At 43.2% G+C, this 21,166-nt stretch carries 21 protein-coding genes; 9 read left to right on the forward strand and 12 right to left on the reverse strand.

Translation table 11 applies throughout. The annotated features are described in order from the left end of the window. Positions 1–55 precede the first annotated feature (55 nt). From Q4486_RS07815 to Q4486_RS07830, 4 genes are all read right to left on the reverse strand, one after another. The gene (locus tag Q4486_RS07815) at positions 56–742 is read right to left on the reverse strand and encodes a nucleotidyl transferase AbiEii/AbiGii toxin family protein (RefSeq protein WP_303518981.1); all 687 of its coding nucleotides are present in this window, start codon (positions 740–742) and stop codon (positions 56–58) included. Beyond that, positions 723–1,520 (reverse strand): MarR family winged helix-turn-helix transcriptional regulator, encoded by a 798-nt coding sequence (locus Q4486_RS07820; RefSeq protein WP_303518983.1) that lies wholly within the window; start codon positions 1,518–1,520, stop codon positions 723–725. The genes Q4486_RS07815 and Q4486_RS07820 overlap by 20 nt, the downstream gene beginning before the upstream one ends. A 1,253-nt stretch (positions 1,521–2,773) precedes the next feature. Beyond that, positions 2,774–3,301 (reverse strand): GNAT family N-acetyltransferase, encoded by a 528-nt coding sequence (locus tag Q4486_RS07825; protein WP_303518985.1) that lies wholly within the window; start codon positions 3,299–3,301, stop codon positions 2,774–2,776. Further along, positions 3,279–3,584 carry a DUF1778 domain-containing protein gene (locus Q4486_RS07830; RefSeq protein WP_067867856.1) on the reverse strand — a complete coding sequence of 102 codons (306 nt, stop codon included), beginning with the start codon at positions 3,582–3,584 and terminating at the stop codon, positions 3,279–3,281. The genes Q4486_RS07825 and Q4486_RS07830 overlap by 23 nt, the downstream gene beginning before the upstream one ends. A gap of 585 nt (positions 3,585–4,169) precedes the next feature. On the opposite strand from Q4486_RS07830, the gene Q4486_RS07835 reads away from it, so the two are divergent. The 8 genes from Q4486_RS07835 to Q4486_RS07870 all read left to right on the forward strand — a co-directional run bounded on the left by Q4486_RS07835 (position 4,170) and on the right by Q4486_RS07870 (position 11,256). Continuing rightward, positions 4,170–4,877: a hypothetical protein gene (locus Q4486_RS07835; RefSeq protein WP_303518986.1), complete on the forward strand. Its 708-nt coding sequence runs from the start codon at positions 4,170–4,172 to the stop codon at positions 4,875–4,877. A gap of 94 nt (positions 4,878–4,971) precedes the next feature. Beyond that, the gene (locus tag Q4486_RS07840; protein ID WP_303518987.1) at positions 4,972–5,496 is read left to right on the forward strand and encodes a hypothetical protein; all 525 of its coding nucleotides are present in this window, start codon (positions 4,972–4,974) and stop codon (positions 5,494–5,496) included. 116 nt (positions 5,497–5,612) lie between these two features. Then, positions 5,613–6,842, forward strand: coding sequence for a hypothetical protein (locus Q4486_RS07845; RefSeq protein ID WP_303518989.1), 1,230 nt, complete (start codon positions 5,613–5,615; stop codon positions 6,840–6,842). A 95-nt stretch (positions 6,843–6,937) separates the two neighbouring features. Then, on the forward strand, positions 6,938–7,318 hold the full coding sequence (locus Q4486_RS07850) for a hypothetical protein (protein WP_303518990.1): 381 nt from the start codon (positions 6,938–6,940) through the stop codon (positions 7,316–7,318). A 173-nt stretch (positions 7,319–7,491) separates the two neighbouring features. After that, positions 7,492–8,142 carry a HupE/UreJ family protein gene (locus Q4486_RS07855; protein ID WP_303519038.1) on the forward strand — a complete coding sequence of 217 codons (651 nt, stop codon included), beginning with the start codon at positions 7,492–7,494 and terminating at the stop codon, positions 8,140–8,142. A gap of 10 nt (positions 8,143–8,152) precedes the next feature. Continuing rightward, positions 8,153–8,746 (forward strand): hypothetical protein, encoded by a 594-nt coding sequence (locus Q4486_RS07860; RefSeq protein ID WP_067870005.1) that lies wholly within the window; start codon positions 8,153–8,155, stop codon positions 8,744–8,746. Positions 8,747–9,443: 697 nt separating this feature from the next. Continuing rightward, on the forward strand, positions 9,444–9,836 hold the full coding sequence (locus Q4486_RS07865) for a hypothetical protein (protein ID WP_303518991.1): 393 nt from the start codon (positions 9,444–9,446) through the stop codon (positions 9,834–9,836). A 424-nt stretch (positions 9,837–10,260) separates the two neighbouring features. After that, positions 10,261–11,256 (forward strand): cytochrome-c peroxidase, encoded by a 996-nt coding sequence (locus tag Q4486_RS07870; protein ID WP_082792445.1) that lies wholly within the window; start codon positions 10,261–10,263, stop codon positions 11,254–11,256. Positions 11,257–11,616: 360 nt separating this feature from the next. Here the strand turns inward: Q4486_RS07870 and Q4486_RS07875 are convergent, their stop codons facing one another. From Q4486_RS07875 to Q4486_RS07885, 3 genes are all read right to left on the reverse strand, one after another. Next, positions 11,617–11,883 carry a hypothetical protein gene (locus Q4486_RS07875; protein ID WP_303417370.1) on the reverse strand — a complete coding sequence of 89 codons (267 nt, stop codon included), beginning with the start codon at positions 11,881–11,883 and terminating at the stop codon, positions 11,617–11,619. Between the two features lie 166 nt (positions 11,884–12,049). Further along, a complete protein-coding gene (locus Q4486_RS07880; protein ID WP_303518994.1) occupies positions 12,050–13,603 on the reverse strand; it encodes a cell wall metabolism sensor histidine kinase WalK in 1,554 nt (517 codons plus the stop codon). Beyond that, the gene (locus tag Q4486_RS07885; RefSeq protein WP_303417366.1) at positions 13,600–14,313 is read right to left on the reverse strand and encodes a response regulator transcription factor; all 714 of its coding nucleotides are present in this window, start codon (positions 14,311–14,313) and stop codon (positions 13,600–13,602) included. The genes Q4486_RS07880 and Q4486_RS07885 overlap by 4 nt, the downstream gene beginning before the upstream one ends. Before the next feature lie 264 nt (positions 14,314–14,577). Between Q4486_RS07885 and Q4486_RS07890 the strand changes: the two genes are divergently transcribed. Further along, complete coding sequence (locus Q4486_RS07890; protein ID WP_303417365.1) at positions 14,578–15,246, forward strand: outer membrane protein; 669 nt, start codon at positions 14,578–14,580, stop codon at positions 15,244–15,246. Positions 15,247–15,372: 126 nt separating this feature from the next. On the opposite strand, the gene gmhB is transcribed toward Q4486_RS07890, so the two are convergent. The 5 genes from gmhB to Q4486_RS07915 all read right to left on the reverse strand — a co-directional run bounded on the left by gmhB (position 15,373) and on the right by Q4486_RS07915 (position 21,153). Continuing rightward, on the reverse strand, positions 15,373–15,945 hold the full coding sequence (gene gmhB, locus Q4486_RS07895; protein ID WP_303518996.1) for a D-glycero-beta-D-manno-heptose 1,7-bisphosphate 7-phosphatase: 573 nt from the start codon (positions 15,943–15,945) through the stop codon (positions 15,373–15,375). Between the two features lie 97 nt (positions 15,946–16,042). Continuing rightward, positions 16,043–18,091 (reverse strand): glycine--tRNA ligase subunit beta, encoded by a 2,049-nt coding sequence (glyS, locus tag Q4486_RS07900; RefSeq protein WP_303518997.1) that lies wholly within the window; start codon positions 18,089–18,091, stop codon positions 16,043–16,045. Beyond that, positions 18,091–19,062 (reverse strand): glycine--tRNA ligase subunit alpha, encoded by a 972-nt coding sequence (gene glyQ, locus Q4486_RS07905; RefSeq protein WP_303417360.1) that lies wholly within the window; start codon positions 19,060–19,062, stop codon positions 18,091–18,093. Before glyQ ends, glyS begins: the two co-directional genes overlap by 1 nt. A 146-nt stretch (positions 19,063–19,208) precedes the next feature. Then, entirely contained in the window at positions 19,209–19,655 is a 447-nt protein-coding gene (locus Q4486_RS07910; RefSeq protein ID WP_067868591.1) for a YtoQ family protein, read from the reverse strand. Between the two features lie 49 nt (positions 19,656–19,704). Then, positions 19,705–21,153 (reverse strand): TrkH family potassium uptake protein, encoded by a 1,449-nt coding sequence (locus Q4486_RS07915; RefSeq protein ID WP_303417357.1) that lies wholly within the window; start codon positions 21,151–21,153, stop codon positions 19,705–19,707. Positions 21,154–21,166: the final 13 nt, after the last annotated feature.

A 21,166-nucleotide genomic window follows, 5' to 3' on the forward strand; every position in this document is an offset into this window, starting at 1 on the left:
CCATAAGCTACCAAAATGCTCTTAGGGCCAAGAAAAAGTAAGCTTTAAATTAAGATCAATTAGTTGTAGTTATGCTATTCAATTCCTCTGCACTCTGACCAAGCTCAAGTACCAAGTCTTCCAGATCTATATCTTTGAGAATTGAGTCTTCAATGTGGTCGGCTGCGTACCTAGACTGCAAACTATCAGGATTAATTACCATATCATTCAACGTGCTAACTTGATCTGGTGTAAAAAGCTCAGTGAACTCACGTGCTAAATACCCAAGATCAAATAAATCCCTTATCTTTGATCGATTTTGCGCAGCATTCAGCTTCTGAGAAATGAGCTCTTGAGCGTGATAAACCTTAATATCATTGATGGTCGTATAAGCTTGTTCATCTATCTGTAATGCTCGGTATGACACTTCGAACTTTACTCGTCCCTTACCTTCAGGTCCGGTATATTCAAGCATCCATCGTTTTGTCGTTTGAGTATCTTTTGTTTGTTTGATCGCATCGAGGTTAATGGGAACACCTTTAAATGCATCCCTCATACGACTTTCTGGTTTGATTTGAACTGTTGAATCAAAGTCCAAGTCTTCACTGTATCGATCCAATCCATGACATAGCATCAGTGCCGTTCCCCCTTTCAATATCATAGGGGAATCAGAAAACTTTTGTGCAATACGAGCCATGACTTCCACATGCTGTTTCTGCAGAGGTGAAAAGTCATCGTTCATCTCAAGCTGCGGTAAGGTCATTTTTACTTCTCCATGCCCTTAAATCTCTCATTTGGTCTGTCCTTAGAACCGGCTCTAGCTTATCCAACATAGAGGCAAGTTTTCTTTTATTTTTTTTCTCTGGAAACCAGTCATCAACAACATATGAATCGATACCGTTCCCATCATGAAGCCGCTGAAAAATCATGTCAGCCATTGCTCGATAATGGTTGGCCGCAAAGAGTTTTGTATTTGAAATGACACCTGCTTCTTCAAGGCTTTTTGTTTGATCCTCAATTCCTTCAGACCCAAAGACTGAGTATGTATCTGCATAGTTGTCACCCGCCACAAAAAACGGTCCAGGGTTTCTTCCATGCGAACCTTTAAACGTTTCAATGAAGTGCCAATCTCCCGTTCCTTCGTTGGACGGCAGATTTAATGCGGCAAGTCCCGTGAGATAGCGGCGCTTTGTTGTATACGGAATATCGGTAGGCTGGTAGCTACCCTGATAAACCCTTGTTTCAGGTTTCAGCTGTTTCTTCAGTTTATTCCGGCCTGTCACCGTTAACCTAACTAGCTTGTTTCTGGCATCATGAGGATCTTTACTTGTTGCGATCCAGTTTTTAGATACAAGCTTCGTTACAGACCGGCTAAAGCTACTAGTCTTCTCAGTATCACCACGTAATTCATGCAAAGGCATCCACTTCCCAGGCTTGAACATGGAAAGAACAAGTAGAACCCGAAGCTCAGATACTTTTAGGTCATCAAATTCTTCGGCTGAAATAATGTTGTCTATATTGATTGCCTGTGAATTACTCATAACTTTAGGCTCGCATTTCATTTAGTTCCGATATCGGAATTATATCACTAAAAGCCCATCTGTGTTCTAGTTTGGGGCATAGCAATAACTCTGAGGCTCAGCTTTCTTGATCTGTTCCCCCTATCACTACGTCTATTGGTTAGTTAGTCAGTATATTGAGAGGGAGAAAGTGAAGGTTCTTGCTATGGCTACCGAGCGTGCGCAGCCACCCTAGCTGAGTATTATGAGACGGTAGCGGCAGCAGCTGCTTCGCTTAAAGATTCAGATGCTCTCGAAGAGTTTATCAAAGCCCAAGATGTATTTGATAACTATCCATCTAAGTCTGACCAAGCAATAAACGAATATCTACGAGTTGCTAAAGACTACGATATAGCTCTTAAAAATTGCTCAAGTAAACCTATGAAAAAGTTTCTGGAGGACATGTGGCATTAAATGGAGCATAAAATAGAAGTGATTAAGTCTTTCTTGCTGGTGCAATTGCTGCTCTTGATTAGCGTTTAGCTAAAGAAAGACGCACGACTACAAATGGTAGGGTTAAAGCTGTTCGAGGAGGGAATGTTGATGAGAAATAGCGTTTAAATAAGATTGGCTCTATTTGGCAGGAGCTGGCTGAAACACTGTTTGCGCTCTGAACTCTCTCGCATTAATTTGATGCTTAAGGGTTATCTTGATGGGCTTAATAAAATTGAAGAGTACGCAGAGAAAGTTGCAGTAGATGGGTTACCATCAAGCTACTCAGAAAGTAGCTAGTGCTGTCGTTTAAGCTGCTAGGTATATTCTGATTGGTTTCATTACATATGAGAATGGTTCCTATCCATTTCACTATATATGAGAATTTGGGCTCGTGCCCTATTCTCATATATAGTGAAATAGCTTGTATTATGTAGGTTTTTCATTTCATTACATATGAGAACCGACAAGCATTTACTTACTCTAAAAAGCCCTAACAGCAATGTCGGGGCTTTTTTTATGGCTCTCTAAAGCAAGGATATAAACTAGCTCCGCTCCAAAAATATGCATGTAGGAGCTCAGCCCCTGAGCGAATGCCTGAGCAAATATCTGAGCGAATTCCTGAACAAAGCCTCGGGCAGAGATTTTTCCTCTGCTAAGTTAATGCTAAGCGCCGGTGCGCGTTTATAGAAAGAAGATGTTCGCGAAGAAAGAAACATGGGTTGTTCTACAAAAAAAGACCTAATCCCATAGTTCGGTCGAATGTAAAAATTGATTAGAGGGATCATAACTCTGATCCATTTTCACGTTTCACCGTTTTCCATGGCTAAAGCGACCTTCTTGCAAGTCGTTATGGGGAGATAGAGTTTACGTGTATTTTCGCAGCTAACTTCGGTAAAGCCATATTGTTTATAAAAACCAACCGCATCTTCTTTTGCATCAACAAAGAGCCCTATTACTGCGGCAGGGTTCTCAGGTTGCGCAGCCAATGCTGTTTTTCTAATACATTCAAGTAGTAGCTGTTCACCGAAGCGATGCTTCTTGAAGCTTTTATCTATAGCCATACGAGCTAACGTCAGGGCTGGTGCGGGGTAAGGATAGTTTGCGAGCCGAGGAAAACCATCTGGCACAGATACAGTAGCATAGGCCAGTGTATAAAAACCGATGATTTTCTTGGGCTGTTCAGAATCAACGAGCACAAACGTTTTAGTCAATGAACGTTGATCTGAACTGCTTGCATACTTTGCTAGATAGTCGTTTAAAACATCAACACCGCAATCAAAACCTTTACGGTCGTGTTGCTTCTTATCAAGTTGAACTGTCTCCAGCATATTTAAATCCACCTTCTTCGTTAAACGTTTTGGCAGCAGTCAAAAGTTTGTTATTGATTGGCGGCGGATTGTCTAGAGCGGCAAAAACAGCTTCTGCCCCTTGCATTGAGAGGCGAATGCTTTGCTCGCTTTCATAAACCGATCGGGCCTTGGTTGTTACGGCCTCTACGATAAATTGAGACAGCGTTGAACCCGATAGATCCGCAGCATTTTTTACAAATTCCTGAACATCCTGCGGAACACGTGCAACGAGCCTTGCGTCCTTTGGTGCTACAACGGTCATTGTTCTCTCCAAATTTTTAGTCTTAGTTTTTCGCCATAAGTAGCGAATGCGGTCACTCACTAAGGTTAATCATACAGATCAATACTGTGTGCTATTATGGCATACAAGCCTAAATTGTCAATAATGTGTGCTAAACAGGCATACAAAGATAGAAAGAAACAACGTGGTCAAAACCCCGTAGGAGCTCAGCCCCTGAGCGAATGCTGAGCAAGCCTCGCTCAAGATTTTTCCTTTGCTATTGTTGTTTAGGCAGGCATTCTGTTTTCACATAAGCGCTTTCCCAGCGGATTTACAGTCTTGCCTGTCCAAAATGATAATTGTATTGCCTGCCCGCTTAGGTTAAAAATAGTGATCAATCAGACAGGTGGATGTCTGGCATGGGTCGATATGCTGAGCTGCTTTTAGTCGGTTCAATGTCTATCAATAGTTAATACGCATGCTCGTTTTGTCATGGAAGAGTACGATTCAATTCTTTAGTTTCTCCATCCTTTTCAAATCACACCATCTGTTTGTAACGGATAACGCTGTGGGTAGATATACGGACCCCCGTATATATAAATGTTATGTGTAAAAGGAAAATCACGTATGAGCAAAATTGATAAAGAACTCATAGACCCAGTATTGGAGCCAACTTCTGAAAAAGCTCATCGTGTTACAAGGGCTGCTCTATCTGGTGTGCCAGCCTTAGGTGGAGCATTAGCAGAAGCATTCAACTCATTAATTGAACCTCCTATGGCTAGGCGTAAAACAGAATGGATGGGGCAAGTCACAGAAGCAATAAATGAGTTGTACGAAAAGGGATTTGTTACAGAGCAAGATTTACAAGAAAATGAAAAATTCTTTACTACTTTGGTTCACGCAAGCAATGTAGCAATCAAAAATCACGAACAAGAAAAATTAGATGCACTACGTAATGCGGTTCTGAACTCAGCTTTACCTGGCGCCCCAGATGATACTCTGCAACAATTATTTCTTAACCTAATTGACTCATGCACATCATGGCACATTGCTTTACTAAAGCTTTTTCAAGGCCCAGAGCAGTGGGCACAAGAAAATAACCATAAGTTCCCCAGTTGGTCAATGGGTGGCATTACCACAGTAATTGAAAGTGCGTACCCAGAACTACGAGGGGAACAAGATTTATATCGTTTAGTTTGGCAAGAGCTTTATCGTAATGGGCTATTCAATACAGATGGCTTAGGAACAACTATGACAGCGAATGGAATGCTATCGAAAAGAACAACCGCAATCGGTGACAAATTTGTTGCCTTTATTTCACCACCAAACATATAAAGCACATAACAAGGCAAATCACTCGGATGTCAAAACCGCCGCTTCGCTTTGGTTTTGCCACCGGTGTTTGCGGCGTTAAGTAATACGGAGATCTATGATAGATATTACGAAGAATATTGCAGTTATTTGTGGTGGTTTGCTTGCTTTTATTTCTACAGTCTATGCGCTTAGAAAATTTCTTAGGGCCCTTCGCCCGATTAAAATAACCCCATCAGTGTATATGAGTTTCACTGAACAAAATTCTGATTCAATTAAGGCGCGAATAGTAAATCGCTCTGAGGAAACTGTATATATTACTCAGTGCAATGCTAAGGAGTGCAAGTCACTCCAGAGAGCAATTGTTACTCATTTGAAAAACCCTTTTATTAAGCCATCCCTTTACCCATGTGTTTGGTGGGGGACAAAAGTATATAGTTTGTTGGGTAAGCAACAATACAAACTTGAAGCTGGTGAAACTGTCGAGCTAGAGCATAAATTGGACTTTTCGCTCCCGATAGCTGGTTTTTGCGAGCATGAGTTTAAAATAGTGTTAGAGCTATCCAGTGGGAAAAAAGTGCTGAGCAACCGACTCAGTGTTCCTGCGAAGTGGCATATAAGCTCATTTTTTAGTAATGCTTAATAAATTGCTGCACCTAACAGATAATGCTACGTTCGTTTTGTGTCTGTCGCTGCGCTCCATTTTACAAAAAACACTCTCCGCAGTATGTGCAGGTGAGCTGGGCTTTATATTCTATTATGAAAAAACTACTCGCGATCCTAATTCCCCTCTTCGCTGTTGTTGCATTGCTGGCACAAGTTGATGATGACTTAAGTGAGGAATCGATTAGGCTGATTGATCGCCTTGATAGTGAGGGGGCGAGTGAGTCATTTCTTTATCTACATGGGATCTTTGCGAGTGAAGCGGACGACCCAGTCAAGGTCGGTAGTCAGCTTTTAGAGGAGTATCGAAAATTAGATGTCGACGCGTCTTATGCTGTTGCAGACTATCCCGATTCCGAAAAAATACCCTTACCAACGGGAGATGCGTTTTGTAACGCTTCGGAGCGTGGCTGTCTGGCGTCCCTTTTTTCATTACCATTTAATATTGAAAATCTATTAAGCGAGCACCGTTTACTGGTTGCTCGATCAAATAGGTTCATTGAGTTTGATGAGTACACAACCCTTTCGAAGCCGACGATTCATGAGCTATTCCCGCCTTACCAATACATTGCTGCAGCCGAACGTATAAAGGTACTTGAAGCCATATCGGTTTATAACGGTGGGAACGCGACGGAGGCGATTGATGCGTTATCGCTTCAATTTTCCCAACTAAGACGAGCAATGGCGTTGCAGGATAACTTGATTGGGAAACTGGTGTTTCTCATGAAACTCTCAGAAATTATCGATGTTATGAGCATCATTCTGACTAATGATGAAGCTGTTATTAAACGGATTCCTGCTTTAAGTCCATCGGAAAAGAGCTTCTCCATGATCGCATCGAGAGAGTTCGGCATGTCTTACTACACGTTCAAAAGTTTAGATAAACATCCCGAGTTCTTTGAAAGTGGAAGTAACTTTCCAGGATGGATAACCCGAATGTTCTACAAGCCGAATATGACCATTAATTCGGTAGCGCCCACATACTTAAATCTAGAGCGATTAGCTCTATTATCGCCGGCTGATTTTGCAAAACAAATCGACCTAAGTCATAGCAACTCCCCTTCTACGTCAAAACTAAGAAATTATGTAGGCAGTATTTTGATTGCGGTGTCTTCGCCTCAATATGCTGAGTATGTTGCTAGGTTCCAAGACTTCGAGGCGAAGTTAGCGCTGTTTAACCAAGTACATCACTTTAAGCTTACGCTTGATCGTATGGAAAACCCTTACTATGGAAACGAAACGCCTAGGGAGGCTGAAGGAAGTTTGTGTTTTAGCGGGCCGTTAGACGACAAAAAATCTCTACGGTGCCTTAAAGTAAACATATAACAAGCACCTCAATTAGGCCGCTCGCAGGTTCGCATTTATAGCCTCATTTATCGCAGTTATTCTGCAATCAAAGCACTTATGTTAGAATCCTTCTTATGTTTAATCGTTCCTTCCTTTCGCCTAATCACAGGTTGGCTGCTATCGCTCTATCATTGATAGTGGTGCTTTTTTGTCGTGGGCTTTTGGTTGTAGAACAGAGAGCGCATTCAGTCGTTCAAAGTATTCCTCCTGCTATGCAGCTGATTGAACACGGGCACTACCATGAACCCGTGTTAGATCACTTCCATTCTGAAGACGCTAAAATATCTGACGCCAGCCATCTTTTACTTCATGCAATGGGTGTGATCGAAAACCAAATAGCTGTGCAGTTTTTTATACCCGCTCCAATGTCTGTTAGATCATCAAAAATTTCGTACTCTCCAAACATGCCATTAGAGCCCCCGCTCTCAAATCTGTTTCGCCCTCCAATAACTTAGTCCACTCCATTCTTCTTAATGGTGAGTTTGTGCGTTGTATGGCGCAGAATTCGCGGTGTTCGTGATCTTATAACGGAGATTACAGAGTGTATCTGAAATCATCATATTTTCGATGGGGCTTCGCCCTGTCTGCACAGCGTATATGCCTGTGCGTGTTTGTACTCATACTGTTAATGGTGGGCGTCGTGCCCATGGCGTTCCCTCATGGTGTTGCAGAAGGCGATGCTCTTTTTATCGAGCAGGCAAGTGGCACACAGTTAATACCCTATATCTACCTTGGCGCAAAGCATATGGTGACGGGGTATGACCACTTACTGTTTCTAGTGGGAGTGATTTTCTTCCTCTACCGTATGAAAGACGTAAGTATTTATGTGACTTTATTTGCGATGGGACACAGCATGACCTTGCTCTATGGTGTGCTGAGTGGAACCCATGTTAACCCCTATATCATTGACGCCATCATAGGGCTGTCCGTTGCTTATAAGGCGCTGGATAACCTTGATGCATTCCGGACGTGGTTTGGTTTTCAGCCGAATACTAAAGCTGCTGTTTTGATCTTTGGTTTCTTTCATGGGTTCGGTCTTGCTACCAAGCTTCAAGATTTTACGCTCTCTGAAGACGGCTTAGTTGAGAATATCTTAGCGTTTAATGTTGGTGTAGAGCTTGGCCAATTACTCGCGCTTGGCGCGATTCTGATCGTGATGAGCTTTTGGCGTCGAACCCAATCATTCTCTCGACAGGTTTTTGCTGCCAACGTCATTTTGATGTTGGCTGGTTTTACCTTAATGGGCTACCAGCTGACGGGTTACCTGACTATTTCTTGAGGACATCAGCATGCAAAAAATATCCAATGTAAATAATGAAGGGCTTCCTTCGAGTAAAAGCCTTATTAAAGCTACCGCGTTTGCAGTTGTGGCAGCGATCACACTGCTTTTTACGGCCATATTACCTGCTGAATACGGTATTGATCCTACAGGTATAGGCGAGCGTATTGGCTTGACAGTACTAAATACTGCGAGTGCAATTGAAGAAGATGAGGTTGCTGTTACTCCTGATACTGGGAGTTTAAGTACAGGCCTAAACCCTGTCTGGAAAAGTGATATGCAATACCGTGCGGATAGCTTAACGGTAACCTTACAGCCAAATCAGGGCTCAGAACTTAAGTCTAAAATGAAAGCGGGTGAGAACTTTTCTTTCAATTGGGAGGTTGAAGGTGGGGTTGTGAACTTCGATATGCACGGTGAAAAAATCAATGATGGGGATCGGTTTACCAGTTATTGGTTGGGTCGTAATGCATCTAGTTCTAAGGGGTCCTTCAGCGCCCCTTTTGATGGGACCCATGGCTGGTATTGGAAAAACAAGGGTACCGAACCCGTCACAATACACCTAACCGTAAGTGGGTTTTATGATGCGTTTTACATGCCTTAATAACACTATGCAGATTGTCATAATGGGGGTCAGTATAAATGAGTCAGGGTATCTCTATCCGCTGGACTGCTTTGGCTGACTACCGACCTGCTAGGTCGATTTAATACTATATGAGCGTTTGATTATTTCTCTCGCTCCCCTATAGGGTGAATAATATCCGATGGACCTTAAAAAGCAGCCTTCGGGCTGTTTTTTTCATTGTAGGCGTAACAGTTAGCTCATTGCAGGCGCTATAGGACCCTCTGTTGCCCTCCTTTTTTGGGTTATGCAATCCGTCAAGGCCTTCTTTAAAACCCCTCAGAAGTGATTATATAAAGCCGAAATTTCCACTATTTTTTACAATAACGTCGATTAGGCGCAACAGGGTCAGGGTATTTGTACTGTTGCTGTCGTGTTGCTGTAGTGCTGTCGTTGTACTGTTGCACTCGCGGCAATTAAAAAGCATAGCGGCATTGCCCTACTCGTCTTTGGCTACCGGTTTACAAAAAGTGAATAAACTAAATGGATAAGTATTTTATGAGTGGGTATAGAATCCTTCAGCGATAAGATTGTATATCTATGCCTGCTTGCAGAAAGTCTAGGTAGGCAGTGAAAATGTAATTTTTACTTTATGATTGTTTTACGCAAAACACAGATCTGCTTTTAATAAATTCAACCGGCTAAATGTGCGGGGCTCGGTAAAAGTGCTAACGCTATTATGAGAATAATCTTAGCTATAGGAATCAGTCTGCTCGCTACCGTTGCCTTATATCTTTTATATTGGTTAGGCAGTGGGATCGCATCAGATCTTGGCTACCCTCAACGAGGGGGTGTTAGCTGGGGTATTGCTGTGTTCGTGGCTTCATTTTTTATGTTGCCGTCTGCGCTTATATATATGCTGCTTTCAAGCAAGTGGACGTCTTCCCGTGTTGTTGCACTAAGCTTAAGTTTCCTTGTGTTTCTGTTGTTAAGCACATTGTTTATGGGAAATCAGTTTAGTGGTGGTTGGTCGCACCCCTATCGTTATATCTATTTTCAATCTTGTGCCTTGCTGGTGTTGAGTTCGTTAGTTGTTGTGCCGTTAGTCTATAAAGCTATCCGGCGGGCTTAAACTAAGCTTACTTTTTAAAGAATTAACTCTTCGTTTTCTAATCTTTCTGTCCTTGTAAAGTTGTTCCCATACCGCCTTGTATCTGCCCTTCTCTCTTTCGAATAACGCTTGTTTCACGTGAAACGTATCAGTTAATTAATAGACACGATTTAGTTGTCGGGCGTCAATAGAAGAGGAATTAGCGTGATGTATATTGCTGATATGTTGGCTTGGTAATGGTGTTGTTTGCTCCTTGAGAAATCCTTTTTTCAAGTCAAATGTTGACTCAAAATCTGTGTGCTACTTGTTCTAATGAACTAGCTGTTTGTGGTTGTTAGTTAATGGGTAGAGGAAATGGACGCGGGATGGCTGGGTCCGTTTAGTCAGTATTAGGCGAAGCAGCAACGCTTTTATTTTTGCTGTAAATTCCAATAAGAGTAAACCTATGAATATTCAAACTCTCTCTATTTTAGCTGCCTCGCTAGGATTTTTAGTGAGCGGAAATATTGCACAGGCACAGGAGCCTATTCAGCCTATTTCTACAGTTAAGGAGATTAACTTAGCTGAAGTTGAACTTGGGAAAAAACTCTATTTTGATCCTCGGTTGTCAAAATCAGGCTTCATTTCTTGTAACTCATGTCACAACCTGAGTATGGGAGGTACAGATAACTTAAAGACGTCTATTGGGCATAATTGGCAGCAAGGTCCAATTAACTCACCGACTGTATTAAATTCCAGCTTAAATATTGCGCAATTTTGGGATGGCCGCGCGAAAGATCTAAAAGCTCAGGCGAGTGGCCCTATCGCTAATCCTGGTGAAATGGCATCGACCCACACCTTAGCAATTGATGTTTTGGAATCAATTCCTGCTTACGTTAATGAGTTTAAAGAGGTCTTTGGTAAAGACAAAATTGATATTGATCAGGTGACTCAAGCTATTGCCGAATTTGAAAAAACACTAGTTACACCTAATTCTCGATTCGACCAATGGTTGTTGGGAGATAAGGATGCGATCACCGATAATGAATTAGCGGGTTATAACCTATTTAAAAGCAGCGGTTGTATCGCTTGTCATAATGGCGAGGCTGTTGGTGGTAACTCCTTTCAGAAAATGGGGTTGGTTGAGCCCTATGAGGCAACGAGTGCTGCTGAAGGGTTAGCTGCTGTTACAGGAAAGGATGCGGATCGTTTTAAGTTCAAGGTGCCCACATTACGCAATGTGGAAATGACCTACCCCTACTTCCATGATGGCGAAGCGGAAACAATGACTGAGGCGGTAGATATTATGGGTCGGCTACAGTTAGGGCGAAAGTTTAGTGATGACGAAAATGCGCAGATTGTCGCTTTTTTAAGAACACTAACAGGCGATCAGCCTACTTTTCAGTTGCCGATCTTGCCACCATCTACAGAGACAACTCCTAAGCCTCAGCCCTTTGATTAAATACCTTTCCTGAGTTATTTAGTTGAGCTCTAAACTCGAAGCATATTTTCGGGTTTAGAGCATATATCTTAAGTTTGAATAAATGAGATTATGAGCACCTGAAATGCTTTGGATCAACAGCGGGCAGCCTAGGTTTTAAACGTTGAAATTAGTCAACTGAAAAGGGATTAGTGCTGGATTAGGACGGTCGGTTTTTACTGAGGTGTTTAAACGGAAATAGGTTTTTCATCTGTGGTTCTGTTTATAAGGGCCGGAGATTTAAGGCACGCTCATTAGTCAGCATCAGTAAAATGCTTTATGTGTTTCACGTGAAACCTTGTTGTTACTTCCTGCAAATTGTTATTTTTGCCTTCCCTTTAGCTAATCCACAAGTCCGTTCTTTTGCAGTGATCGATAGATTTTCTTGGCTGTTTTGGCTAGTTTGTCTATATCCCCAAGGTTGGGTATTTCTCCCTCCTTTAGGTTTTTCTCTTTATCGAGCAGTTCCATATCTAAATAATCTAAGAGCTTTTTAGCGCAGCCGGTACAAGGGCCGTTACACATTAATGCGACGGGCATGTCGAATGGAATTGTCTCTCTGATCTGTTTGATGAGTGTTTGCATGGCTTCTGTGGTATCAGGTTTCATAGCTCCCTCCTTGGTCCTTAATTTACCAAAATTGCAGTATTGGTTTCTAGCCTTATGACAAAGGTGAGTGATATGCCATTAACTTTGTAAGTGAGTGGCGGCCTTTTTAGGTTATGTTTGGATTGTTTATAGGGGCCTATATTGGGCTGCTTTTTTGTATTGATGCTCAGGTTGCGAACGGTAATGAAAACTCAAAACAGGTGCCTTGGTTGAGGGTGCTATGTACTTTGATGGGACTGTTATGTAGTTCTAAAATTCGCTTCACTATAGCTAAACCTAGCCCTGTTGAATTATGCGCTTCTCTGCTTTTATCTGGGTTGGTGTAAAAGCGCTCGAATATATGGGGCAGATCATCCTGACTTATGCCTGCGCCATTATCCCTAATGCTGATTTTAATTGCCTTTGTTGTGAAGGTCGCTTGGGGTTCTAGTTGGAAAACAATATTCCCGTTTTGTGGGGTGTAAGCGATAGCATTACGAATTAGGTTTTCAAAGACCCGCTGGATAAGGCTGATATCTGCATGCACATTAAGGCTGTGATTGGGCATGATAACTTGGTAGTGAATTCCCTTATCTTTTAGCTCCAGCTCCAACTCTTGTAAGGTATCGTAAACGAGCTCTGCTAAGGAGAAGGTTTCAAATTTTGGGGCTACGTTAAAGGCCTCTAGTTTTGATAGTTCAAATAGATCCCCGATTAACTGGCCTAAACGACTTGTGCTGCTGATCGCTGTTTTTAGATAGTGTAAGCGCTCCTTTTCGGTAAGCTGTTTGTCTTTGATGAGTAAGGTTTCTAAGTAGCCTTGGGTCGATGCTAAAGGGGTTCTTAGGTCATGGGATACATTGGCAATCAGTTCACGGCGTGAATTGTCGGCGTCCTTTAGTTGATCAAACTGCTGCTCAATCTGTGCTGCCATCTGAGCAAAGGTTTGTTGTAGTTGGTCGATCTCATCTTTAGCAGGTTGCGGCTTTGAGGGGTTGCTTAGAGATCTGTGTTTGTTCTCTAGTGTCTTCCCTAGTTGCTGTTCGGAAAATTGACCTATCCTTTTGCTTAGCTTGCTGAGGGGATTTATCAGTAAGCTAAAGATTAAGAGACCTGCTGTGACGGCAGCTAGACTGATCATAGAAAGGGTCATAACCGCCATAGTGCGGCTGTGGCTGGACTTTATATCTTTACCCATTTCTTGGTGTATCTTGCTGCCTAACACCACGTACAGGTAGCCCTGAGGCGTTCCATTGTTAAGCACTTGGGCGGCGGAAAATATTTTAGTCCGTGTGGGATCGCGAGGGTCAATGCCATGGAGTGGAAATTCTGCATCGCCATTAATAAAGGTTTTAATTGGCCCTAAAGGGATTCTTCTTTGTTGGATACTGGTTTCTGGTAATGCGTGGGCGATGATCCTGCCCGTACTGTCCAGTAGATAAACTTCGGCTATGGGATTGATGATCATCGCTTGGCGAGAAAGTTTTTTTATCACATCGAGATTAGGCTTTTCGTCATCTTTGTCGATCAGTTCGTAGGCGTCCGTAATGTACATTGCGATACTGGCATTTATCTTTTGGGTTATCTCTTCGTTGTAGCGTTTCATCCAAAATTGGCCAGCAAAGAACATAGCGACACTGGATGATATGAGGATGAGTATAAGTGCAATGGATAGCTTGCTGCTGAGTGTGCGAGTTATACCTGCACTTAAAGGGGATCGAATAAGCATAGGTTGGCTCATGGGTTAGTGCCTAAGGTTTCCAATTTATAACCTACACCCCAAATGGTAACGATCTGTTTTGGGTTGTTAGCGTCCTGCTCTATTTTCGCTCTAAGTCGATTTATATGAGAATTGACTGTGTGTTCGTAGCCGTCATGACCATAGCCCCAAACTTGATCTAAGAGTTCTGAACGCCTAAAAACTCGTCCTGGGTGTGAGGCGAAATGTTTGAGTAGATCGAACTCGCGTGCCGTTAAGTCGATCTCTTCCTTGCCTAAAAATACGCTGCGCTGATCTTCATCTATTGTTAGCTCTCCTGCTTTTATTATTCGCTTGTTGCTGTGGGTTACTTTCTGCATAGCTGCTTCACGGCGAAACACTGCTCGGATACGGGCAATAAACTCCATTACACTGAAGGGTTTTGTGATGTAATCATCGGCGCCTAGATCTAGGCCAAGCACCCTATCCAATTCGCTTGATCTTGATGTGAGTAATAGCACAGGTATATAGGTTTGCTCTCGCCGAACGCGGCGGCAAATTTCTAACCCTGAAGGTCCGGGAAGTTGGATGTCGAGAATGATTAAATCCCAGCTTTCGGTTAGTGCTTTTTGTAGGCCATCATTACCTTCGCTAGAAAGTGTCACCATCGCGCCTAAATCACCGAGATGAAGATTCAACAGGTCGGCTATATCTTTCTGGTCCTCCACAATCAGTATTTTTTTATTTTCCATTGGTACCCGCCTGTAGGTGAGAATCTATTTATTCTTATCGTGCTCAGTCAGTGTGACAGTTAATTGGTGATTTAATTCTATCGATCAGTTCTCACAGGAGTATCACGAAACATGGGTTATTTAGTTTTTCTGTGATAACTCTGGATAGAATTAACACCTAATTGTTAAGTGCCCTTGATACCTTCTCCCGCCCTCTTTTTTAAACTAGTTCCGATCTGAAATTATATGGCGGCCTCTGTTTGGTCGTTTAGACGGAGAGATTTAATGAACAGTTCTAAAGCTAAATTAAGTGCGGTTGTTTCTGCTGTTGTTTTGTCGTCGGTGATGAGTGCGGGCGCTATGGCTGCTGATGGTTTTTACGTGGGTGGTCAGTTGCAGAGTTCTACGTTTGGTCACAGTATTGAGCGTAATACGGGTAGCGCTACTAGCCCAAGCATTACCAGTTTTGCAGAAGAAACGGATGTGGCTGTTGGTGTGCATCTTGGGTATAAATTGCATTTAACGGATGATGCATTCGTTGTAGCGGAAGCGTTTTATAATGATGAAAATGCTGAGACAACCAACATCAATAATATGCTGCAAACTCAGTTGGAGCTTAATAGCTCTTATGGTATTAACTTTAAAGCTGGGGTTGATGTAACAAGTAAGTTTTCTGTTTACGGAATTGCGGGCGCGACAGTCTTAGATTTTGACATCCACAATAGTTATCCATTTGCCCCGCCTATGCGAAGTGGTGATGCGTCAGAGGTTGGTCTGTCTTTGGGCGCGGGCTTTGAGTATCAAGTGGATAAGCAGTGGTCAGTTAAGGGTGAATATATTCAGATCAATGATCTAAGTTTTGATCCTCTACCTGAGGTTGCTGTGCCGGGTAAATTGAATCCTAACGAAGTTGATTTCGACAGCCTTAAGTTGTCAGTGAGCTACGCTTTTTAAGCTTTGCTAACAATGCCGTGTAAGCCCCCTTCCTTGCTGTACGGTTTTTTTGCTCAGTGTTTCACGTGAAACGCTGAGTTTTTTATAAGACCGACTAGCAGGAAAATTATTTCGGCATTCTTTGTCTTAGCTTTTGAGTGAGTGACTGGAGAGTAAATGCTTTGCGAAGGCGTTAAGATCATCAAAGATTAATGTGTTTTCTGGATGGGTTTTTGCCGAGATTGTTTTCAGCCCTTTGCCTGTTTTTACCAAAACCGGCTGGCTATTGAGTTCGCATCCTGCGACAAGATCGCGGGCACTGTCACCAATGGTGTATGAGCCTGACAGATCTGAAAGCTCAAAGGTCTCTGCAATTTTTTTAAACATGCCAGGAAGTGGTTTTCGGCATTCGCAATTATCGTCAGGGCCGTGAGGGCAGTATTCTATTGTGTGTATGATTCCGCCCTTTTCACTGACTAGATTTGTTAGCTTCTTATGCATTGCATGTAGCGTACTTTCATCAAAATAATTTCTGGCTAGTCCTGATTGGTTGGTTGCCACGCAAAGGGTGTAACCGGCTTTTGATAGGTCAGCGATCGCTTCGATACTTCCTTTGATTGGAATCCATTCCTCTAGTGATTTTACATACTGGTCTGAGTCTTCGTTGATGACACCATCACGGTCAAGAATAATAAGTTTGTTTGGATCGATAAGTGCCATAGTTTTTGCCATTGTTGAGTTGATCTGTGTTTCACGTGAAACGTCAATAAAAAAGCCGGCGTAATGGCCGGCTTTTATTATAACTGAGTGCGGAGTCTTATCCGAGAACGGAGATGTCTGCTACACCCAAGAATAGAGCGCGAAGCTGACTAAGCAGTGCTAGACGATTATTTTTAACCGCCTCGTCATCAGCCATAACCATTACGTCTTCGAAGAATGCATCAACAGGCGCGCGAAGTCCTGCTAGTGATTCTAGGGCTTCTTGATATTTACCTTCGGCAAATAGTGGCGCTAGAACTGCTTTCTGTGCATCAATTGCGCTTGCTAACAACTTCTCTGCTGCTTCAGATAGAAGAGCTGGATTAACATCAGATATGCCAGTTACACCCTGTTTGGAAAGGATGTTGGATACACGCTTATTAGCTGCTGCCAATGCGTTGGCTTCTGTTAGGCTGCGGAAATGATTCACGGCTTTGACGCGACGATCAAAATCTAACGGACGTGTAGGTTTGATTGCCAGTACAGCCAAGAACACTTCGGCATTGATGTTTACATCTTCATACCATGCGCGGAATCGCTCAAGCATAAAGTCGAGAACTTTATCTTCCAAGCCATCACGAGCCGGTAAGCTTGTGTGGTTGTTGGCAGCGATAGTTAATAGTTCGCGAAGATCTAAATCAAGGTTGCGATCCACAATAATACGTAGAACACCTAAAGCTGCACGACGTAAAGCAAAAGGATCTTTAGATCCTGTCGGTGGCTGATTGATACCAAAAAGCCCTGTTAGGGTGTCCAGGCGATCCGCAATGGCTACAGCGATGCCGGGTGCTGTTTCTGGTAACTCATCACCCGAAAAGCGTGGCATGTATTGTTCGTTTTGAGCCAGCGCAACATCTTTATCTTCGCCATCGTTTAGCGCGTAGTGGTAACCCATTAGCCCTTGCAGGTCGGTGAACTCATAAACCATATCTGTCATTAGATCGGTTTTTGCTAAAAGCCCTGCCCGTTCTGCTTTGGCTTGATCTTCACCTAGTACGGAAGCCACTTTACCAGCAAGGGTGCTGATACGTGACGCTTTATCATGCAGAGTGCCAAGGTCTTTCTGGAAGACAATGCTTTTTAATTTTTCAACGCGGGACTCAAGCGTGCTCTTCTTGTCGGTCTCAAAAAAGAATGCCGCGTCGGATAGACGTGGACGAATAACTTTTTCATTCCCTTCTATAACCTGCTGCGGATCGTTTGAAACGATATTGCAGATGGTTGTGAAGTTCGGTAGCAACTTGCCTTCGCTGTCTAAATGATGGAAATATTTCTGATGCTCTTTCATTGAAGAGATCAGTGCTTCCGCAGGTACATCCAAAAAGCGCTCTTCAAAACGACCGGTTAGAGCAACGGGCCACTCATTCAGTGCGGTTACTTCATCCAGTAGATCTTCATCTATTTGAGCAGTGGCGCTGATTTTTTCACCCTCAGCAATGACTTGCTGGCGAATTAGTTCAAGACGTTCTTCGTAATCCGCAATGACCATGCCGGGTGTTTTTAGCGTTGCCGCATATTCAGATGGCGTGATTAACTCAATATCGTTGTTGTAATGGAATCGGTGACCACGGGTTTTGCGCCCTGATTTAAGCCCTAGAATTTCACAATCAATAACGTCATCGCCTAATAGCATCACTAGCCAGTGAACCGGACGGACAAACTCAACCCGTGAAGAACCCCAACGCATACGTTTAGGGATAGGTAGTTTGTTTAGTGAGTTTTCAACTAAGGTTGGAAGAAGAAGTGCTGTTGCTTTCCCCTCTTCTGTATTGCGGAAGTTGAAGTAATCACCTTTATCCGTTGAGATGGTTTCTAACTGATCGGCGCTAACACCGCAAGAACGGGCAAAGCCTTCGACAGCCTTTTCTGGTGCTTTCACTGATGGGCCGCGACGCTCAATATCTCGGTCGGCCTGTTTCTCATCTAGTGCGCTAATCAGTACAGCAAGTCTGCGTGGTGAAGCGTAGCTTTTAACGTCGCCAAAACCTACACCCGCTTCTTTTAGACCCGAGGTAATGCCTTGGGTAAACGCGTTAGACAGCGTTTTAAGTGCTTTAGGTGGTAGCTCTTCAGTACCTAGTTCTACGAGAAAATCCTGATGTGACATTATTTGCTCTCCTCGCAGTTAGCCAGTACTTCCTGACGAATTGCTTCAGGTGCTAGCGGGAATCCAAGTTCTTTACGCGTATTGAAATATGCGTTTGCAACTTCACGTGCCAAAGTACGTACACGTAGAATAAAACGTTGGCGTTCAGTTACTGAGATCGCATGGCGAGCATCTAATAAATTGAAGGTATGAGATGCCTTAAGAACCTGTTCGTAAGCGGGTAGAGGTAACGGCTTTTCAAGTTGAAGTAGCTTGTTACACTCAGCTTCGCAATGGTCGAACAGTTCAAATAGTTTAGGTACATCGGCATGTTCGAAGTTATAAGTAGATTGCTCAACTTCGTTTTGGTGGAATACATCGCCATAAGTAACCACTGTACCATCTGAGTTTTTAGCCCAAATAAGATCGTATACGCTATCAACATTCTGCAGATACATGGCAATACGTTCTAAACCGTAGGTGATCTCACCAGTAACGGGATAGCATTCAAGCCCACCGGCTTGTTGGAAGTAGGTGAACTGAGTCACTTCCATGCCGTTAAGCCATACTTCCCAACCAAGGCCCCAAGCGCCCAGTGTTGGTGATTCCCAGTTGTCCTCTACGAAACGAACATCATGAATACCTAGATCTACACCCATATGTCGGAGAGAGCCAAGGTAAAGCTCCTGAATGTTATCTGGGGATGGTTTCAGTACAACTTGGAATTGGTAGTAATGCTGAAGACGGTTAGGGTTTTCACCATAACGGCCATCGGTTGGTCGGCGGCTTGGCTGAACATAAGCCGCGCGCCAAGTTTCTGGTCCGATAGCACGAAGAAAAGTAGATGGGTGGAAGGTGCCAGCACCAACCTCCATATCAAGCGGTTGTACGATCACACAGCCCTGCTCTGCCCAGTATTCCTGGAGAGCAAGGATCAGCCCCTGAAATGTGCTTACGTCTGGGGTTGCCTTATCAGTCACAGAGTTCACCATTGTAAAATTGGCCGAAAAATTAGCCGGCAATTATACAACAAAAAATGATCAATCGGTCTTAGGAATGCAGAGAAGATGGGATAAAAAGGGTTTTTTAGTGAAAAGATTGAGCAGAACTAAAGTCTGCCCAATCTCAAGGTAGAAAATTAGTAATCTAAACAGAGGTATTTAAGGGTCTCAATAACCTGTTCAGTGTTTTCTGCAACGGCATGAGCACAGGCATCGATCTCTTTGAGTGGATGGGTTAGTTCTGGAGCGTGTTCCACAATAAGTGATTTTCCATTAGCAATCGCAAAGCCCGCATCAAAGGCTGCATTCCATTGGCGGTATTTATTGCCAAAACGAACAATCACTATATCTGCGCGTTTGATAGCGGTCATGTGGCGCATAGTATTCATTTTTGCTGATTTGTGATCGGTCCAGAAATTGGACTCTTCTGGGCCTAAAATTTCGGTAGCGCAGCCATCACTTGATTCATGGTCTGTGTTTGGTGTTAAGACGTCGATCGGTAGGCCGTTTTGATTAATAGCTTTTTTGATCTGGTCACGCCAGTCGGAATGAATTTCGCCAGAAAGGTATACGGTATAACGCATGGTTTAGGTCTCAACTTTTTAATAACTTAAAATCTATTTTACAGGTTACTTATCGTTTCCAGAATATAGGTGTAAATAATACAAGCAGTGTGAATACTTCTAATCGCCCTAGCAGCATTGCAAAACAAAGCACCCATTTTGCTGGCTGATTTAAGTCACCGTAATGGGTTGAAACGCCACCTAGACCCGGACCTAAATTGTTCAAGGTTGCACCTACGGCAGACCAGGCTGTTACTTGATCTAAACCAGTAGCGAGTAATGCAAGTAGCATGACAACGAATACGATCATATAAACCGAGAAAAATCCCCAGACCGCTTCTAATACGCGATCGGATACGGGCTTTTTGCCTAGTTTAACGGGAATGATCGCGTTCGGGTGAACGAGACGTTGAATCTCACGATAACCCTGTTTGAGGATAAGTAAAACACGTATTACTTTCATACCGCCGCCGGTTGAGCCTGCACAGCCGCCGGCAAAGGTGGCGACGAAGAGAAGGAATGGCAGCATGACGGGCCAGTGGGCAAAGTCAGCAGTCGCGAAGCCGGTTGTTGTGGCTATAGAGACAACCATGAACAACGCTTTACGGAGAGATTCTGCAGGCTCATAAGTGTTGGTGACGATTAAGGCTATAAGGGCAATTATTGTTATACCGACCAATGTTGAAAGGTAAAACTTGAATTCAGGATCTTTTAAATAGTGGCTGATAGAGCGTTGGCGCCAAGCAAAGAAATGCAGGCCAAAGTTAGCGGTGGAGACAATCATAAAGAATACGCAGATCAGTTCTATAGTGACTGAATCAAAGTGACCAATACTGGCATCGTGGGTTGAGAATCCACCAATCGCGACGGTGGAGAAGCTATGACTCACCGCGTCAAATACGTCCATGCCTGCTAGCCAATAACCTACGCCACAAACGATTGTTAGGGATAGATAGATATACCAAAGGGCTTTGGCTGTTTCAGTAATACGCGGCGTAAGTTTAGAGTCTTTTACCGGCCCGGGTATCTCTGCCCTGTATAGCTGCATGCCCCCGATACCCAGCATTGGCAGAATCGCCACCGCTAATACGATGATACCCATACCGCCTAACCATTGGAGTTGTTGGCGATAGAAGAGGATTGATTTAGGAAGATAATCAATACCGGTTATAACGGTGGCTCCGGTGGTTGTTAAACCGGACATAGATTCAAACACTGCATCAACGAAAGAGAGGTGGGGATCCTCGGTGATCATAAAAGGAAAGGCCCCGAAAAAACCCAATACTGCCCAGAAGAGTACCGTAATTAAAAATCCATCTCGTGTGCGGAGGTCTTGTCTAACGCGGTAAACCGGAATCCAGATAATAAACCCGGTTATTAGTGTGATAAAAAAACCAGCGATAAATGCGAACTCAGCGCCGTCCGCGTAAATATATGAGATAGCTAAAGGCGGCAACATGGAAAAGCTGAATATCATCAGCAAAATACCAAGAATGCGCAGAATTACTTTGTAATGCATTTGATCAATTACC

The organism is Neptuniibacter sp. 2_MG-2023, from assembly GCF_030547495.1.
Lineage (GTDB): Bacteria > Pseudomonadota > Gammaproteobacteria > Pseudomonadales > Balneatricaceae > Neptuniibacter.

Coding starts and splice junctions, on each gene's coding strand:
- Q4486_RS07845 (WP_303518989.1), top strand. CDS start 5,613: ATGAAAAAACTACTCGCGATCCTAATTCCCCTCTTCGCTGTTGTTGCA.
- Q4486_RS07820 (WP_303518983.1), bottom strand. CDS start 1,520: ATGAGTAATTCACAGGCAATCAATATAGACAACATTATTTCAGCCGAA.
- Q4486_RS07840 (WP_303518987.1), top strand. CDS start 4,972: ATGATAGATATTACGAAGAATATTGCAGTTATTTGTGGTGGTTTGCTT.
- Q4486_RS07875 (WP_303417370.1), bottom strand. CDS start 11,883: ATGAAACCTGATACCACAGAAGCCATGCAAACACTCATCAAACAGATC.
- Q4486_RS07815 (WP_303518981.1), bottom strand. CDS start 742: ATGACCTTACCGCAGCTTGAGATGAACGATGACTTTTCACCTCTGCAG.
- gmhB (WP_303518996.1), bottom strand. CDS start 15,945: ATGGCACTTATCGATCCAAACAAACTTATTATTCTTGACCGTGATGGT.
- glyQ (WP_303417360.1), bottom strand. CDS start 19,062: ATGGTGAACTCTGTGACTGATAAGGCAACCCCAGACGTAAGCACATTT.
- Q4486_RS07870 (WP_082792445.1), top strand. CDS start 10,261: ATGAATATTCAAACTCTCTCTATTTTAGCTGCCTCGCTAGGATTTTTA.
- Q4486_RS07860 (WP_067870005.1), top strand. CDS start 8,153: ATGCAAAAAATATCCAATGTAAATAATGAAGGGCTTCCTTCGAGTAAA.
- Q4486_RS07830 (WP_067867856.1), bottom strand. CDS start 3,584: ATGACCGTTGTAGCACCAAAGGACGCAAGGCTCGTTGCACGTGTTCCG.
- Q4486_RS07855 (WP_303519038.1), top strand. CDS start 7,492: ATGGTGGGCGTCGTGCCCATGGCGTTCCCTCATGGTGTTGCAGAAGGC.
- Q4486_RS07865 (WP_303518991.1), top strand. CDS start 9,444: ATGAGAATAATCTTAGCTATAGGAATCAGTCTGCTCGCTACCGTTGCC.
- Q4486_RS07910 (WP_067868591.1), bottom strand. CDS start 19,655: ATGCGTTATACCGTATACCTTTCTGGCGAAATTCATTCCGACTGGCGT.
- Q4486_RS07835 (WP_303518986.1), top strand. CDS start 4,170: ATGAGCAAAATTGATAAAGAACTCATAGACCCAGTATTGGAGCCAACT.
- glyS (WP_303518997.1), bottom strand. CDS start 18,091: ATGTCACATCAGGATTTTCTCGTAGAACTAGGTACTGAAGAGCTACCA.
- Q4486_RS07825 (WP_303518985.1), bottom strand. CDS start 3,301: ATGCTGGAGACAGTTCAACTTGATAAGAAGCAACACGACCGTAAAGGT.
- Q4486_RS07850 (WP_303518990.1), top strand. CDS start 6,938: ATGTTTAATCGTTCCTTCCTTTCGCCTAATCACAGGTTGGCTGCTATC.
- Q4486_RS07915 (WP_303417357.1), bottom strand. CDS start 21,153: ATGCATTACAAAGTAATTCTGCGCATTCTTGGTATTTTGCTGATGATA.
- Q4486_RS07885 (WP_303417366.1), bottom strand. CDS start 14,313: ATGGAAAATAAAAAAATACTGATTGTGGAGGACCAGAAAGATATAGCC.
- Q4486_RS07880 (WP_303518994.1), bottom strand. CDS start 13,603: ATGAGCCAACCTATGCTTATTCGATCCCCTTTAAGTGCAGGTATAACT.
- Q4486_RS07890 (WP_303417365.1), top strand. CDS start 14,578: ATGAACAGTTCTAAAGCTAAATTAAGTGCGGTTGTTTCTGCTGTTGTT.